Annotated in this window: 15 protein-coding genes; 13 read left to right on the top strand and 2 right to left on the bottom strand. The window is 70.5% G+C overall.

All coding sequences use genetic code 11. The annotated features are described in order from the left end of the window. Nucleotides 1–7 precede the first annotated feature (7 nt). From mfd to SALPAC6_RS0114785, 3 genes are all read left to right on the top strand, one after another. Nucleotides 8–3658: a transcription-repair coupling factor gene (gene mfd / locus SALPAC6_RS0114795; protein ID WP_018254174.1), complete on the top strand. Its 3651-nt coding sequence runs from the start codon at nucleotides 8–10 to the stop codon at nucleotides 3656–3658. Between the two features lie 79 nt (nucleotides 3659–3737). Further along, a complete protein-coding gene (locus SALPAC6_RS0114790) occupies nucleotides 3738–4475 on the top strand; it encodes a hypothetical protein (protein ID WP_018254173.1) in 738 nt (245 codons plus the stop codon). Between the two features lie 2 nt (nucleotides 4476–4477). Next, nucleotides 4478–5464 (top strand): nucleoside triphosphate pyrophosphohydrolase, encoded by a 987-nt coding sequence (locus SALPAC6_RS0114785; RefSeq protein WP_018254172.1) that lies wholly within the window; start codon nucleotides 4478–4480, stop codon nucleotides 5462–5464. 59 nt (nucleotides 5465–5523) lie between these two features. On the opposite strand, the gene SALPAC6_RS0114780 is transcribed toward SALPAC6_RS0114785, so the two are convergent. Together SALPAC6_RS0114780 and SALPAC6_RS0114775 are read right to left on the bottom strand one after the other, a co-directional pair. Next, complete coding sequence (locus tag SALPAC6_RS0114780; RefSeq protein WP_018254171.1) at nucleotides 5524–6882, bottom strand: hypothetical protein; 1359 nt, start codon at nucleotides 6880–6882, stop codon at nucleotides 5524–5526. Between the two features lie 159 nt (nucleotides 6883–7041). Beyond that, the gene (locus SALPAC6_RS0114775; protein WP_018254170.1) at nucleotides 7042–7737 is read right to left on the bottom strand and encodes a hypothetical protein; all 696 of its coding nucleotides are present in this window, start codon (nucleotides 7735–7737) and stop codon (nucleotides 7042–7044) included. Nucleotides 7738–7980: 243 nt separating this feature from the next. On the opposite strand from SALPAC6_RS0114775, the gene eno reads away from it, so the two are divergent. The 10 genes from eno to SALPAC6_RS0114725 all read left to right on the top strand — a co-directional run bounded on the left by eno (nucleotide 7981) and on the right by SALPAC6_RS0114725 (nucleotide 15748). Beyond that, nucleotides 7981–9264 carry a phosphopyruvate hydratase gene (gene eno / locus SALPAC6_RS0114770; protein WP_018254169.1) on the top strand — a complete coding sequence of 428 codons (1284 nt, stop codon included), beginning with the start codon at nucleotides 7981–7983 and terminating at the stop codon, nucleotides 9262–9264. Nucleotides 9265–9298: 34 nt separating this feature from the next. Next, a complete protein-coding gene (locus SALPAC6_RS0114765) occupies nucleotides 9299–9916 on the top strand; it encodes a septum formation initiator family protein (protein ID WP_018254168.1) in 618 nt (205 codons plus the stop codon). A gap of 28 nt (nucleotides 9917–9944) precedes the next feature. After that, nucleotides 9945–10502 carry a DUF501 domain-containing protein gene (locus tag SALPAC6_RS0114760; RefSeq protein WP_018254167.1) on the top strand — a complete coding sequence of 186 codons (558 nt, stop codon included), beginning with the start codon at nucleotides 9945–9947 and terminating at the stop codon, nucleotides 10500–10502. 1 nt (nucleotide 10503) lies between these two features. After that, nucleotides 10504–11016 carry an amino-acid N-acetyltransferase gene (locus tag SALPAC6_RS0114755; RefSeq protein WP_018254166.1) on the top strand — a complete coding sequence of 171 codons (513 nt, stop codon included), beginning with the start codon at nucleotides 10504–10506 and terminating at the stop codon, nucleotides 11014–11016. Nucleotides 11017–11061: 45 nt separating this feature from the next. Continuing rightward, nucleotides 11062–11991 carry a Ppx/GppA phosphatase family protein gene (locus tag SALPAC6_RS0114750; RefSeq protein WP_018254165.1) on the top strand — a complete coding sequence of 310 codons (930 nt, stop codon included), beginning with the start codon at nucleotides 11062–11064 and terminating at the stop codon, nucleotides 11989–11991. Nucleotides 11992–12087: 96 nt separating this feature from the next. After that, a complete protein-coding gene (locus SALPAC6_RS0114745; protein ID WP_026189686.1) occupies nucleotides 12088–12420 on the top strand; it encodes a PadR family transcriptional regulator in 333 nt (110 codons plus the stop codon). Beyond that, nucleotides 12417–13403, top strand: coding sequence for a DUF1700 domain-containing protein (locus tag SALPAC6_RS0114740; RefSeq protein WP_018254163.1), 987 nt, complete (start codon nucleotides 12417–12419; stop codon nucleotides 13401–13403). Before SALPAC6_RS0114745 ends, SALPAC6_RS0114740 begins: the two co-directional genes overlap by 4 nt. Before the next feature lie 144 nt (nucleotides 13404–13547). Further along, nucleotides 13548–14057: an LppU/SCO3897 family protein gene (locus SALPAC6_RS0114735; protein ID WP_018254162.1), complete on the top strand. Its 510-nt coding sequence runs from the start codon at nucleotides 13548–13550 to the stop codon at nucleotides 14055–14057. 196 nt (nucleotides 14058–14253) lie between these two features. Continuing rightward, nucleotides 14254–14940 (top strand): dienelactone hydrolase family protein, encoded by a 687-nt coding sequence (locus tag SALPAC6_RS0114730; RefSeq protein WP_018254161.1) that lies wholly within the window; start codon nucleotides 14254–14256, stop codon nucleotides 14938–14940. A 46-nt stretch (nucleotides 14941–14986) separates the two neighbouring features. Continuing rightward, entirely contained in the window at nucleotides 14987–15748 is a 762-nt protein-coding gene (locus SALPAC6_RS0114725) for a uracil-DNA glycosylase (RefSeq protein ID WP_018254160.1), read from the top strand. Nucleotides 15749–15753 lie beyond the last annotated feature (5 nt).

Genomic DNA, 15753 nt, shown 5'->3' with positions numbered 1-15753 from the left:
TGATCACATGCTCACCGGACTCTTCGCCGCCGCCCTCGCCGACCCGGCCCTGGCCCGAGCCCGGGACCTGGCGCGATCCGGCGCAGCCCAGGTCGACGGGCTCGACCTGACCGCACCGCCGGCGCTGCGTCCATTCGCGGTCGCCGCCGTGGCGGCCGACGAGCCGGTGGGGGGCGCGGCGCGCCCGGTGCTGGCGGTCACCGCGACCACCCGGGAGGCGGACGACCTCGCCGCCGCGCTGGGCAGCCTGATCCCCACCGACCAGGTGGCGGTCTTTCCGTCCTGGGAGACGCTGCCGCACGAGCGGCTCTCGCCGCGCTCCGACACGGTGGGCCGCCGGCTGGCGGTGCTCCGTCGTCTCGCCCACCCCGAGGTGACCGACGCGCAGGGGCGGAGTGGCCCGCTGCGGGTGGTCGTCGCTCCGGTCCGGTCCCTGCTGCAACCTCAGCTCAAGGGGCTGGGGGAGCTGGAGCCGGTGCGGCTGTCCGCCGGCGACGAGGCTGACCTCGAGGACGTGGCCCGCCGGCTCACCGACATGGCGTACGCGCGGGTGGACCTGGTCACCAAGCGCGGTGAGTTCGCGGTGCGCGGCGGCATCCTCGATGTCTTCCCCCCCACCGACGAGCATCCGTCCCGGGTCGAGTTCTGGGGCGACGAGGTGGAGGAGATCCGTACCTTCGCCGTGGCCGACCAGCGCACGATCGAGCAGGTTGACCAACTCTGGGCCCCGCCCTGCCGGGAGCTGCTGCTCACCCCGGCCGTCCGGAAGCGGGCCGCCGTGCTGGCGGCGGAGCACCCGGAGCTGGCGGAGATCCTCGACCGGTTGGCCGAAGGCATTCCGGTCGAGGGAATGGAGTCGCTCGCTCCGGCGCTGATCGGTGCCGACTCGATGGAGCTGCTGCTGGACACCATGTCCGCGGGGACCCACGTGCTGCTCTGTGACCCGGAGCGGATTCGCACCCGGGCGCACGACCTGGTGCGTACCTCGGCGGAGTTCCTCCAGGCGAGCTGGGCCGCGGCAGCGGTTGGCGGCGCGGCCCCGATCGACCTCGGCGCGGCCGCCTTCCGGACGCTCGCCGACGTCCGCGCGCGGGCCCGCGAGCTGCGGCAGCCGTGGTGGACGATCTCCCCGTTCGGGCTGGCCGAGCCGGCCCTCGCCGGCCAGCCGTGGGAGGACGAGCCGGACGAGGTCGACGTCACCCCGGACGACGCGATCGCGGTGACGGTGGCGGCCCAGCCCGCGCCGCTCTACCACGGTGAGACGGCGCGGGTGGTGGAGGAACTGAAGCGTTGGGCCGGCGAGGGCTGGTCGGTCGCGCTGGTCTTCGAGGGGCACGGCCCGGCCCAGCGGGCCGTCGAGGTGCTGCACGACGCCGGGCTCGGTGCGCGCCTGGTTGACGAGGTGATCTCGGCGCCGACCGCCGGCCAGGTCCTGGTCAGCTGTGGGTCACTGACCGGTGGTTTTGTTGCTGAGGCATCCCGTTTCGTCCTGCTCACCGGGGGCGACGTCACCGGTGGCCGGGGCGCGTCAACGCGGGACATGCGTAAGCTGCCGAGCCGGCGGCGTAACACCATCGACCCGTTGGAGCTGCGGGCCGGCGATCACGTGGTGCACGAGCAGCACGGCATCGGCCGCTACGTCGAGTTGGTGCAGCGCGTCGTCAACGGGGCCAGCCGGGAGTACCTGGTTATCGAGTACGCCCCGAGTAAGCGCGGCCAGCCGGGCGACCGGCTCTTCGTCCCCACCGACCAGCTCGACCAGCTCTCCCGGTATGTCGGCGGTGAGCAGCCGGCCCTGCACAAGATGGGCGGCTCGGACTGGCAGAAGTCGAAGGCCCGGGCCCGCAAGGCGGTCCGGGAGATCGCCGCGCAGCTCATCCAGCTCTACGCCGCCCGCAAGGCGTCCAAGGGGCACTCGTTCGGCCCGGACACCCCGTGGCAGCAGGAGCTGGAGGACGCCTTCCCCTGGCAGGAGACGCCGGACCAGCTCGCCGCGATCGAGGAGGTCAAGCGGGACATGGAGCAGACCGTCCCGATGGACCGGCTGATCTGCGGCGATGTCGGCTATGGCAAGACCGAGATCGCGGTTCGGGCGGCGTTCAAGGCGATCCAGGACGGCCGGCAGGTGGCGGTGCTGGTGCCCACCACCCTGCTGGTGCAGCAGCATTACAACACCTTCGCCGAGCGGATGAGTCAGTTCCCGGCGACGATTCGCCAGCTGTCGCGGTTCCAGACGCCGAAGGAGGCCGAGCAGACCCTGGAGATGGCCGCGGCCGGCACCGCCGACATCGTCATCGGTACCCACCGGCTACTGCAGGCGTCCGCCCGGTTCCGCTCCCTGGGGCTGGTCATCGTGGACGAGGAACAGCGCTTCGGGGTCGAACACAAGGAGCAGCTCAAGTCGGTGCGGGCCTCGGTTGACGTGCTGAGCATGTCGGCCACCCCGATCCCCCGGACCCTGGAGATGGCGATCACCGGCATTCGGGAGATGTCCACCATCGCCACCCCGCCGGAGGAGCGGCACCCGGTGCTCACCGCGGTCGGGGCGTACGACGAGCGGCAGGTGGCCGCCGCCATTCACCGTGAGCTGCTCCGGGACGGCCAGGTCTTCTACCTGCACAACCGGGTGGAGTCGATCGAGCGGGCGGCGCGGCGGCTGCGGGAGCTGGTCCCCGAGGCGCGGGTCGCGGTGGCGCACGGCCAGCTGGGTGAGGAGGCCCTGGAACGGGTCATGGTCGGCTTCTGGGAGAAGGAGTTCGACGTCCTGGTCTGTACCACGATCGTCGAGTCCGGCATCGACATCCCGAACGCCAACACCCTGATCGTCGAGCGGGCCGACCTGCTCGGTCTGGCCCAGCTACACCAGATCCGGGGCCGGGTCGGCCGGGGCCGGGAGCGGGCGTACGCGTACTTCCTCTACCCGTCCGACAAGCCGCTGACCGAGCACGCCCACGAGCGGTTGGCGACCATCGCCCAGCACACCGAGCTGGGTGCCGGGATGTACGTGGCGATGAAGGATCTGGAGATCCGGGGCGCCGGAAACCTGCTCGGCGGCGAGCAGTCCGGTCACATCGAGGGCGTCGGCTTCGACCTGTACGTGCGGATGGTCGGGGAGGCGGTGCAGGCCTTCAAGGGAGAGCGCCCGGAGGAGGAGCCGGAGATCAAGGTCGATCTGCCGGTGGATGCCCACCTGCCGCACGACTACGTCGGGGTGGAGCGGCTGCGCCTGGAGATGTACCGCAAGCTCGCCGAGGCCCGGGACGAGGAGCGGCTGCGCGCGGTGGTCGCCGAGCTGACCGACCGCTACGGCGAGCCGCCCGCCCCGGTGCAGAACCTGGTGGCGGTGGCCCGGTTCCGGCTGCTCGCCCGGCAGTACGGGCTCACCGACGTCAGCATGCAGGGTCGCAACATCAGGTACGGCCCGTTGCCGCTACCGGACTCGAAACAGCTGCGGCTCAAGCGCTACCATCCGGACGCGGTCTACAAGCAGGCGCTGGAACAGGTCAGTGTGCCCCGGCCGAGCACCCGTCGGGTCGGCGGCGAGCCCCTGCGCGACCAGGCGCTGCTGGAGTGGTGTGGGCAGCTCCTCGCCGACGTGCTCGGCCCGCCCCGGGAGTCGGCCGGTGCCGCCACCTCCACGGCGCATGGCGGGCGGTGAGGTGCCGCAGCTCCAGCCGGCGGACGCGGGGTGTGGGGGGCGTCCGGTCCTGCGCCGCCACCGTGAGAGAGTTGCTGTCATGCGTGCTCGCCGTCTTGTCGCCGCCGTCAGCCTGGTGGTCGGCCTCGTCGCCCTCACCGGATGTCGTACCGAGCCGGGTGTCGCCGCGTACGTGGGTGACCAGCAGATCACCGACAACACCGTGGACAGCCTCCTCGACGAGCTGCGGGCCACCGCCGCGACGGAGGCGCCCGAGCTCGGTGGGCTGGCCCCGCAGCCGCCGGCTCGGTCCGAGGTCGTCAGCGCGTTGGTGCTCGGCACGGTGTGTGACCGGGTCTCCGCTGAGCGGGGCTACCAGCCGCGGGAGCGGGTGGAGCCGGTTCAGGTCGCCGGTCAGTTCGGTCTGCCCCGGGAGTCGGAGTATGTGCGGCATCTGGCCGCCCTCTACACCTGCCTCTCCGGGCTGCCGGTGGACGACTCGGTCGCGCCGACCGAGCAGGAGCTGGCAGACGTGATCGCCGCTGGGCGGACGGCCGGAGTGATTCCTCCGGATACTCCGGATGACGTGGTCGCCGGTCAGCTCGACGGTCCCCAGCTACGCAACGGGCTGGCGAGCCGTCGGGCACTTGCTGAGGCTGCTGGGGAGTACGACGTCACGGTCAACCCCCGCTACCGGCCGCTGGAGTTCCCGGTGCTGAACTTCTCGCAGGATGTCGCGGCGGTGAGTGTGCTCCTGGGTGAGCCCGGTTCGGACGCGGTCACCGACGTCTCCAGCCCGGAGCCGCTGCCGCCGACCGGAGCGGACCGGCCGGCCTGAGCATGGCGGCGCGGATCACTCTGCTCGTCACCTCGCCACGGCTGCCGGCCGGGCTGCTCACCGTAGCCGCGTGGGACGTCGTACGCCAGAATCCCGTCCTGGCCGGGGCGGAGAGCGAGCTGACGGCGGTGCTTCGGGCCGCGGGCGCCGAGGTCACCGTCGTGGCCGGCCCGGCCACCCCGGCGTTGCTCGACACCGCCACCACCCGCGGTGGTGCGGTCTGGCTCGCCGGCCCGGCGGGGGACGAGTCACTCGCTCGGGAGCTGGGCCTGCGCCTGGCCCGGGAGCCGGGGCTCGCCGAGTTGGAGCTGCTGTACGGATCATGGGATCCGCCCGGAGCGCGGCTGCTCGACGCGGTGGCGGTGCTGGACCGGCTCGCCTCGCCCGGGGGTGACCCGTGGAAGCGGGCGCAGACCCACCGCAGCCTGGCCGGCTTCCTGCTGGAAGAGTGCTACGAGGCGTACGACGCGATCAGCGCCGGGGACACCGACGCGCTCCGCGAGGAGCTGGGGGATGTGCTGCTCCAGGTGCTGCTGCATGCCCGGCTCGCCGAGGAGTTGCCCGAGGGCGAGCGGTGGAGTGTGGACGACGTGGCCGGTGGCCTGGTCGACAAGATGGTGCGGCGCAATCCGCACGTCTTCGCCGAGGAGCCGGCCGGCACCCTTGCCGAGATCGAGGAGAACTGGGAGCGGATCAAGCGGGCGGAGAAGGCGCGTGACTCGGTGCTGGACGGCATCGCCCTGAGTCAGCCCGCCCTCGCCCTGGCCGCCAAGATCATTGACCGGGTCGGCCGGGTGCGGCTCGCCGTCACGCCTCCGCCGGCGCAGTCGCAGACCGACCCGGAGGCTCGGCTCGGCGCCGACTTGCTGGCCGCGGTGGCCGCCGCCCGCGCCTCCGGGCTGGATCCGGAGGCGGCCCTGCGCCGCGCCGCCCTCGCCTACGCCGAGGTCGTTCGACATGCCGAACGTGCCGGCAGCACCGGTGGCTGAGATCCGTCCCGCCAGCTTTCGCGGCGGGACGGATCCCGTGGTGTTGTGGGGGCGGTGGGTTACCCCGAGCACCCGGTGACGTTGATGCAGTTTTCCGGTCGGTTCTTGGTGACAATGGTGCCGGTGGCGGTGTTCAGGTCCACGGTGCCACCCGGTTGGTTCACGATTCCACCGCCTTCGGTGACGGCGATATTGCCAACGACCTTCGTGGTGAAGAGGGTGAGCCGGCCGATGACATTGTTGAGGATGCCGCCACCCTGGTCGGCCTGGTTGCCGATGACGTGGGTGCGCCGCAACACCGTCTGCCCCTCGTTGAGGATCCCTCCGCCGAGGGCGTTCGTGGAGTTCCCCTTGATGGTGCTGTCCTCAATTACTGCATCGCTGTCGACACCCATGCCTCCTTGGACGAACACACCACCGACGTTCTGAGCGGTGTTGTCGGTGAGACTGACGTGTCGCAGGGTCAGCTGTCCGCCTCCCTCCACCCCGACGCCGCCGATGGCGTCGGCGGTGTTCTCCGAGATTCGAGTGCCAACAACCCGGCTGGCGCCCATGAAGACGGACAAGCCGCCAGATCTGATTGCGTGATTCCTGGAGATGCTTCCGCCGCTGACGGCGGCGTTGACGGCGAAAAGGCCACCACCGACGACTCCGATGTTCTTGTCTAACGTGGATTCGGTGCTTTCCAGCCAGCCGAGGCTGGCGATGCCGCCGCCGACGTCGGTGGCGGTGTTGTGGCTGACCGTGGAGTATCTGACTCGGGTGGTGCCGAGGTTGGCGATGCCGCCGCCGTTGGTGTTGCCGCCGGATATGTTGCGGGTGATGGTGCTGTGGTTCGTGGTCAACGCTCCACCGGGGTTGACGAGGATTCCGCCGCCGCCGTCGAGGAGCGTGTGCCCGCCGGTGATCTTCAGCTTGTTGAGGGTGAGGTCGCCGCCGGTGTCGACGGTGAGGATGCGGAACTGGTCAGCGGCGGCCGCGCGTTCGATGGTGGTGTGTGTGCCACCGTTGAGGGTGATGGGGGAGGTGACGGCGGGCAGGCCGGCGCCGAGGATGTCGGTGGTGAGCAGGTAGGTGCAGCCTGTGGCCAGATCGAGGATGGCGCCGCCACGGGCGTTGGCAAGGGATATCGCGGCGATCAGGGCATCCGTGTCGCAGGGCACGGGGGTGCCCTTCGGCTTCTCTCCCCTGCGGCTGTCGGGGCTCCCACCCCGGTCGTCGGCAGCGGGCTTCGTCGGCTTATTGATCATGGCTTGGGCGTGGGTGACGGAGCCAGCGGCCGGGCTGGCGGCGGCGATGGTGGTGGTGAGGGTCAGGCCGGTCACGCCGGCCAGCCCGGCGGCCCACCACCGCCGGCGTGACCGCGCCCAGTTTCGGCCTGGGGGATCGGGATATTGGGTGTGGTGCTGATGGTTCATCGCGGTGTCGGTGTCCTTTCCCCGTGAACGGCGAGGAGCACCGCCAACCCGGGTGGGGCCAGGTTCCTCGGCTACCGGGTCGGCGGTAGCAGTCGCCAGCAGGCTAAACCGGCATTAGCCTCAGAAGGACATGAAAGCGAATATGTGCCACAAATGTGGTTAGGGTGCTGGGCTCGCCGAACGGTCCACCACGTCGGCCTCCGCCGGCAGCGCGAACATCGGGCCGTCCGCGGCCTCCCGGTAGCTGGTCAGCGTGACGGTGACCAGCGCGCCATCAAGGTGACCGGTGAAGCTGCCCAACGCCCCCTCGGCGGTGATGCAGGCGGTGAGGTCGCCGGCCGGCCGGCGCACCTCGACGCAGGTCGCCTGCCGCCCGGCCAGAGTGGTGTCCCTGCTGGTGATGGTGGACTCCGGATCCAGGGCGGCGGTGGTCAACAGCTCCAGCACCGCTGGCGGGGTGACCAAACCCTGCCTCTCGGCGGCGGTGAAGACAGCCACTGCCGGCTTTGCCGGTGTGGCCGGCGGCGGTTCGACCGTGCAGGCCGTCCGCCCATCGGCGGTCTCGCACCGGGTGGTCGCCTCCTCGGTGGCGGTCAGCTGACCGCCCGTCCAGTGGTACGTGGCGCGAGCCGGCTCCTGAGCCTGCGCGATGGTCGCGGTCTGCCCGGACGTGAGCTGGTAGTCGGCTGTGTAGGTCCGGCTCAGGGACCCGTCCAGCCGGTTCGCGAGGTCGTTGACCAGACCGGCGTGGCTGATGGTCTGACCGGCCTCGTCGAGGCTCTGGCAACCGGTAACGGTGAGCGACGCGATGGCGGCAGCGGCGAGCAGGCGGAGCGGGGTCGACATGGCGGACATGACGACCAGCCTCGCCGATCGGATCGAGTGCGTGCAAACTTCGACGCCGGGTTGACATCGGAGAGCACGGGAATGTCGGGCATGCTGTTCGACGGAAAGGGTCGGCATTCGACGGCGCGGCCGGGGATTCAACCGCCGGGTGCCGCGTCGCGCCCCATCGCTGCCCGATACGCTGCGTGCAACACCTTTCCCGCCGCACCGTCGCGGCCACTAACGATCGGCACACACACGAGGAGCGACTCAGTGGCAACCATCGAGGGAATCGTCGCCCGGGAAATTCTCGACTCACGGGGCAACCCGACCGTCGAGGTCGAAGTGGGGCTCGACGATGGCACGATCGCCCGCGCTGCGGTGCCCTCGGGCGCCTCCACCGGCGCCTTCGAAGCGATCGAGCTGCGCGACGGTGAGAAGGACCGCTACCTCGGCAAGGGCGTTGCCCAGGCGGTCTCGAACATCGAAGACAAGATCGTTGACGAGCTGATCGGGTACGAGGCCAGCGAGCAGCGGCTGATCGACCAGAAGATGCTCGACATCGACGGTACGGACAACAAGAGCCAGCTCGGTGCCAACGCGATCCTGGGCGTCTCCCTGGCGGTGGCGAAGGCTGCTGCTGGCGCCGCCGAATTGAACCTCTTCCGCTACCTCGGCGGCCCGAACGCGCACCTGCTGCCGGTTCCGATGATGAACATCCTCAACGGTGGGGCGCACGCGGACTCCAACGTCGACATCCAGGAGTTCATGGTCGCGCCGATCGGTGCGCCGACGTTCCGGGAGGCCCTGCGTTCCGGCACCGAGGTGTACCACGCGCTGAAGTCGGTGCTGAAGAAGAAGGGTCTCGCCACCGGCCTCGGCGACGAGGGTGGCTTCGCGCCAAACCTGCCGACGAACGCCGCCGCGCTGGACCTGATCTCGGAGGCGGTCGAGAAGGCGGGCTACCGGCTCGGCACCGACATCGTCTTCGCGCTCGACGTGGCGGCGACCGAGTTCTTCGAGAACGGCACCTACACCTTCGAGGGCGCCGCGAAGACCGCGGAGGAGATGAGCAGCTACTACACCAAGCTCGCCGACGCGTACCCGATCGTGTCGATCGAGGACCCGCTGGCCGAGGATGACTGGTCCGGTTGGCGCACGCTGACGGCCTCCGTCGGGGACCGGATTCAGATCGTCGGTGATGATCTGTTCGTCACGAACCCGCAGCGGATCGCGCGTGGTATCGCCGAGAACGCCGCCAACTCGGTCCTGGTGAAGGTCAACCAGATCGGCTCGCTCACCGAGACCCTGGACGCGGTGGACCTGGCTCACCGGGCCGGCTTCCGCTGCATGATGAGCCACCGCTCCGGCGAGACCGAGGACACCACCATCGCCGACCTCGCGGTCGCCACCGGCTGCGGCCAGATCAAGACCGGTGCACCGGCCCGCTCTGACCGGGTCGCGAAGTACAACCAGCTGCTGCGGATCGAGGAGGAGTTGGCTGACGCCGCGCGGTACGCCGGGGCGGGCGCGTTCCCGCGTTACCGTTCTGCCTGACAGACGCGCAACCTTCGGGGGGAGGGGCCAGAGGATGCAGCAGCGCCGCACGCCGGGCGGACAGCGTCCGGCCCGTCGGCCAGGTCAGGCCGGTCGGGCGGGCGGTGCCCGGCCGGTCCGTGCGGGCGGCGTTCGCGCCGAGTCGCGGGCGACCGACAGCCGCACCCCGGGCGCGGTCCGGGGCGCCGACGGAGCCCGTTCGGCGAACCGGCCCGCCGTTCGGCGGTCGGCTCCCGGTGGTGCGGTGAAGCGGCTCTCCGCACCCCGCCCCCGTTGGGGCACCGGGCGGGCGACCGTGCTGGTCGCGGTGCTGGTCGCCCTCGCTCTCGGCTACACCTACCCGGTCCGGGTCTACCTTGATCAACAGGCCGATATCGCCCGGATGGAGGCCGCCCAGGCGGCGCAGCGGGCGGAGATCGAGGAGCTCGCCGCCGAGGCGGCGAAGTGGCAGGACCAGAAGTACATTGAGGCCAAGGCCAGGGAACGCTTCTTCATGGGCCGAGAGGGCGAGCAGCTGTTGATCGTGCTCTCCACCCCGCCGGGGGAGGCCGAGGCGGCGGATCAGCCGCCCGGCCTGGCCGGGGAAGACCGGTGGTACGACACACTGTGGTCGAGCGTGACGGCCGCGGATCAGGAATCGCCCGGCGAGTGAGCGCCGCCACCGAACCAGGAAGGACACCGTGACAGTCGTACCACCGCAGGAGCCGGCGGCCTCCTCCGTACCCCTGCCGCGACGCGAGCCGGCCACCCCAGCCGACCTGGCCGCGGTGGCGGGACAGCTCGGCCGCCCACCCCGGGACACCCGGGCGGTGGCCCACCGCTGTCCGTGCGGCTCGCCGGACGTGGTGGAGACGACACCGCGGCTCGCCGACGGCACGCCCTTCCCGACGCTTTTCTACCTGACCTGCCCCCGGGCGACGGCGGCCTGTAGCCGGCTGGAGTCAGCCGGGTTGATGAAGGAGATGGCCGACCGGCTCGCGGCGGATCCGGAGCTGGCCGCGCGCTACCGCGCCGCGCACGAGGACTACCTCCGGCGTCGGGAGGCGATCGGTCATGTACCGGAGATCGCCGGAATCTCCGCCGGTGGGATGCCGGATCGGGTCAAGTGCCTGCACGTGCACCTCGGGCATGCGCTCGCCGCCGGTCCCGGCGTCAATCCGTTCGGGGACGAGGTGCTGAGGCTGATCGAGCCGTGGTGGGCGGGAGGACCATGCGTGGCCGCGCCGGCGGACGAGTGAGATGACCGCTGCCGGCGGGATCGTACTTCGGCGGGCCCGGACAGCGGACGTTCGGGGAATTCGGCGGCTGATCGACACGTACGCCGACGGCCGGCGGCTACTCAGCAAGGCGACCGTGACCCTGTACGAGCAGGTGCAGGAGTTCCGGGTCGCGGTGACACCCGCTGGCGACGTGGTCGGCTGTGGCGCCCTGCACGTCATGTGGGAGGACCTGGCGGAGATCCGTACGGTGGCGGTTGACCCGGCCTGTCGGGGCGGCAGGATCGGGCACCGGATCGTGGCCGACCTGATCGACGCGGCCCGGGAGCTGGGCGTGGCGCGAATCTTCGTGCTCACCTTCGAGACTCGCTTCTTCGGCATGTTTGGGTTTACCGAGATCGATGGGGCGCCGGTGCCGCACCCGGTCTACGAACAGCTACTGCGCTCGTACGACGAGGGTGTCGCGGAGTTCCTCGACCTGGAGCGGGTCAAACCGAATACGCTCGGCAACACCCGAATGCTGCTGCGGCTCTGAGCGGGCCGTCCGGGCTGCCGTAGGGTTGCGGGCGTGACGACGCGTGTGGCGGCCATCGACTGCGGGACCAACTCGATTCGCCTGTTGGTCGCCGATCTGCCGGATCCGGGCGCTGGAGCGGACGCGCCCCTGGTCGAGCTGAGCCGCCAACTGGAGACTGTTCGGCTGGGCCAGGGAGTCGACCGCACCGGCCGGTTGGCCCCGGAGGCGATCGAGCGGACCCGGGTGGCGCTGGCGGAGTACGCCGCTGAGATCGAGAAGTTGGGCGTCGATCGAGTGCGGATGTGTGCCACGTCGGCCTCCCGGGATGCGGAGAACGCCGCCGACTTTCGCGACATGGTGGAGCGGACGCTGGGGGTCGCCCCGGAGGTGGTGACCGGGGAGGAGGAGGCGCGACTCTCGTTCACCGGGGCAGTTCGTGGCCTGCCCGGCTCGACCCGGGAGCCGTACCTGGTGGTCGACATCGGTGGCGGTTCGACGGAGTTCGTCGTGGGCACCCCCACCGGTGGGGTGGCGGCAGCGATCTCGGTGGACATTGGTTGTGTCCGGATGACCGAGCGGCATCTGCAGGGTGACCCACCGGATCCTGCCGAGATCAGGGCGGCCGAGGCGGACATCGTGGCTGCCGTGGACCGGGCGCTCGACGCGGTGCCCGGTCGGCAAGCCGCCACGCTGGTCGGGCTCGCTGGCTCCGTCACCACGGTCGTCGCCATCGCCGAAGGGCTGACTGGGTACGACCCGCAGCGTATCCACCACGCCCGGGTGTCGTATCGGGCGGTGGCGGAGGTGACGGCCGACCTGCTGAACGCGACCCGTGCGCAGCGGCTGGCGATCCCGGTGATGCATCCGGGCCGGGCGGATGTGATCGCGGCGGGTGCCCTGGTGCTGCGCGTGATCATGGAGCGTGCGGGCAAGGATGTCGTGGTCGCGTCCGAGCACGACATTCTCGACGGTATCGGCTACAGCCTGCGGTAGGAGCGGGTCGTGCGCCTGACCTCGGGGGCCTGGCGTGGAGTTCAGTCGGAGCACCTGGTTTGACACTACTGTGCATTAAGCACTACTGTTTTTTGTGTGGATACCACACAGCTCTTGAAGGGCGTGCTGGACCTGGCTGTTCTCGCGGTGCTTCGGGACGAGGATGGCTACGGCTATGACATTCTGCGCCGGTTGCGCGACGCCGGCCTGGCGGAGGTGGGCGACGCCTCGGTCTACGGCACGTTGCGCCGTCTCTTCGCGGCGGGCTTGCTCACCACGTACGTGGTGCCCAGCGAGTCCGGTCCGCACCGTAAGTACTACTCGCTGAACGACGCCGGTCGCGAGCAGTTCGCCCGCTCCGGCAAGCTCTGGCGCACGTTCGCCGCCACCATGGACACGCTGCTCGACGATCGGGGGAGGGCGGCATGACCGTCACTGAGCAGGAGATAGCCGACTACGTCGTCCGGGTACGCGACGCCCTGACCGACCTGCCGCCGGCGATCCGAGACGAGCTGACCGAAGATCTGCCAGAGCACCTCGCCGTGGTGGCCGCCGAGTCCGGTGGGACGCTGGTCGAACGGCTCGGCGAGCCGGAGGCATACGCAGTTGAGCTGCGCATCGCCGCCGGGGTCGGAGCCGATCGCCGGTCGGCGACCGGAGACCCGATCGCCTTCGTCGACCGGGTCCATGCCCGGCTGAACACGCTCGACCGGCAGCTCGGCCGACGCCTCGGGTATCCGACGGTGCGGGCCTTCCTGCACCTTCTCGCCCCGGGCTGGTGGATTCTGCGCGGCTACCTCGCGGCGATGCTGCTGGCCGTGTTCACTACTGGTCTCAATGGCAGTATCGGACTACTGCCCAGGTTCGAAGGCCACCTGTCGGTTGGCCTGATGACCCTGGCGGCCCTGGTCGTCGCCTCGGTCATGCTCGGTCGCTGGGAGGCCCGGTCGCGAACCTGGCCAGGACGACTGCTGGTCCTCGGCAACCTGGTGCTCGTCGGGTTCGGGCTGGCGGCGCTGGTCTATCTGGAGGATCGGCGTGTTGAGGGTGACTACTACGCCCCGATCTCCGTTGACAGTCAGTACGACCACATCCGCGACGTCTTCGTGTACGACAGCGAGGGGCGGCTGGTGGAGTACGCGCGGCTGTTCGACCAGAACGGCGATCCGATCCGGCTCGGCTACCCAGACTGCCCTGACCTGCAGAACCTGAGTGGCAACGCCAATCCACTGCTGCGCGGCTACCCGTACTGCCCGGAGGCGGCGCCGTTCAGGCCGCAGCCCACAGTTGGCCCGTCCCCGCCGGTCCTCCCCGCTCCACCTGGCACCGTCCAACCGGAGTCCGCTGCCTCACCGACCACACCCGAGACGCCACCGACTACGCCCACCCCCGCACTCACGCCAACGGGATGAGCGTTCCGGAAGCGTCGGTCCCAAAGGCGGTTGCCACCGCTCGCCGCGATGAAATGGCCGAAGGGACGAGGCTGTGGGGTCAATACCAGCGCTGTTGATCGTCTACGGTGTCCTCCGCACTACTAACCCCTGGAAGGAAAACTCGTGCCGGAGCAGGTCGTACCCCCCGCCCAACCCGACGCCCCGCAGCCGGTTGGCGCCCAGCCGCCAACCGGCGCAGCCCAGGCTGGTGACCCGGCCCCGGCCCCGGCCCCGGCGCCAGAGCCAGCTCCCAAGTCTGGCCGCAAGAAGGTTCTCGGCATCGTTGGTACGATCGCCGCGTTCCTGGTGATCGTTGGCCTCAAGTTCGGCCTCGGCACGGTGCTCGGTGGGGCAGACGAGACCGCGGAAGCCAAGGCTGGTGACTGCATCGCCGAACTACCCACGACCATCGGCGACGAGCTGGAGGAGGTCGACGGTGGCAAGGTCGTCGACTGTGCCTCCGCCGAGGCGACGTACAAGGTGGTCGGGCGGGTGGACGATCAGACCGAGGCGCAGGCCGAGTCCGGCGAAGCGTGTGACCAGTTCTTCCAGGAGAACGAGGAATACTACATCTTCAGCAACATCGTGCCGGGCGAGACGGGCTATCTGCTCTGCCTGACCACCAACTCCTGAGCGACGTTCGGGAGTACGACGACGGCGGCGCGGTACACCGCGCCGCCGTCGCCGTACCGGGGTCATCGACTGGTATTTGGGAGGTGAACGCCACTTCTCCGGCGTCTTCCCGGGGCCCGCGTGGCGTGGCAGGCTACCGGCACGTAGGACCACTGGGCGACCAGCCAACGATGACTGACCGCTAGGAGGACGGCCGATGGGCGACATGGTGACGTACCGGTGCAACGATGGTACGGGCGAGGGGTATCTCGTGGTACCGCCCGGCGGTACGGCCAGCCCGGCGGTCATTGTGATCCAGGACTGGTGGGGCCTGGCATCGCACGTCCGAGCGGTCGTTGACCGCTTCGCTGAGGCCGGCTTCGTCGCCCTCGCCCCGGACCTGCGGCATGGCGGGCCGGCCAACAAGCCGGACGAACCCCGGCAACTACTCAACAGCGGGCAGTTGGACGCCGCCGCGGCGGACGTCGCCGCCGCGGCGGACTACCTCGCAGGCCGGCCGGAGGTTGCCGGCAAGATCGGTTGCGTCGGCTTCTGTGCCGGCGGCAGCCTGGCGCTCTGGTCCGTTACCCGGACCGAGCGGATCGCGGCGACCGCAGCCTTCTATCCCCGGCTGCCCGGAAAGGGGATGCGCCCGGAGTGGACGGAGTACGCGGGCAGGGCCGCCGCCATCCACTGCTGTGACGCCGACGGCACCTCCGCCGACCCGGGAGTGCAGTTCGTTCGTCGGGCGATCGAGACCGGTGGCGGCACCTGCCGGACCTACGACTACCCGGGCACCGCGCACGCCTTCTTCAACGAGGACCGGCCGGAGAACTTTGACCAACGGGCCGCCGCCACGGCGTGGGCCCGCACTCTGGAACTCCTCCGGGCGAAGCTTGGCTGACCACGGATCGGCGTGTCCCGGCGGAACACCCGCCGGGACACGGGGCGTGCCGCAGGTACCCGTGGTCGCCACCGGGCCACGTACCGCCGAGCAGGTAACCGGGAGTGCGGCGGCGGCGACCAGCCTCACCGCGCTCGATGCGGCGATCAGCGACTGCTTCGCCTGCCCCCGCCTCGTCGAGTGGCGGGAGGAGGTGGCTCGCACTCGACGCGCGGCCTTCCGGGAGCAGGAGTACTGGGGGCGCCCCGTGCCCGGCTTCGGCGACCCGAGGGCCCGCATCGCCCTCCTCGGCCTCGCGCCGGCCGCGCACGGTGGCAACCGGACCGGCCGGGTCTTCACCGGCGACCGCTCCGGCGACGTCCTCTTCGCCGCACTGCACCGGGCCGGGCTGGCCAACCAGGCGACCAGCGTCGCCGCCGACGACGGGTTGACCCTGCGCCACACCCGAGTCTTCGCGGCGGTGCGCTGCGCGCCACCGGGCAACAAGCCCACCCCGGGCGAGCGTGACACCTGCCAGCCGTGGCTGCACCGCGAGGTCGCGTTGCTCCGGCCGACCCTGCGGGTGGTGGTCGTGTTGGGCGCCTTCGCCTGGGCCGCCTGGTGGCCAACCCTGCGCCGGGTGTACGGGATGCCCCCGCCCAGCCCGCGACCCGCTTTCAGGCATGGGGCACACTGGTCCGGGAGCGCCGCACCGGATCTGCTCGGCTGCTACCACGTCAGCCAGCAGAACACCTTTACCGGGCGGCTGACACCAGGGATGCTGGACGACGTGTTCGCCCGGGCGAAGCGACTGGCCGGGGTGGAGTAAGGGCT

The sequence above is a fragment of the Salinispora mooreana genome (genome assembly GCF_000379065.1).
In the GTDB taxonomy this organism is placed as follows: domain Bacteria; phylum Actinomycetota; class Actinomycetes; order Mycobacteriales; family Micromonosporaceae; genus Micromonospora; species Micromonospora mooreana.
This window is presented reverse-complemented; position numbering and strand designations above follow the sequence as displayed.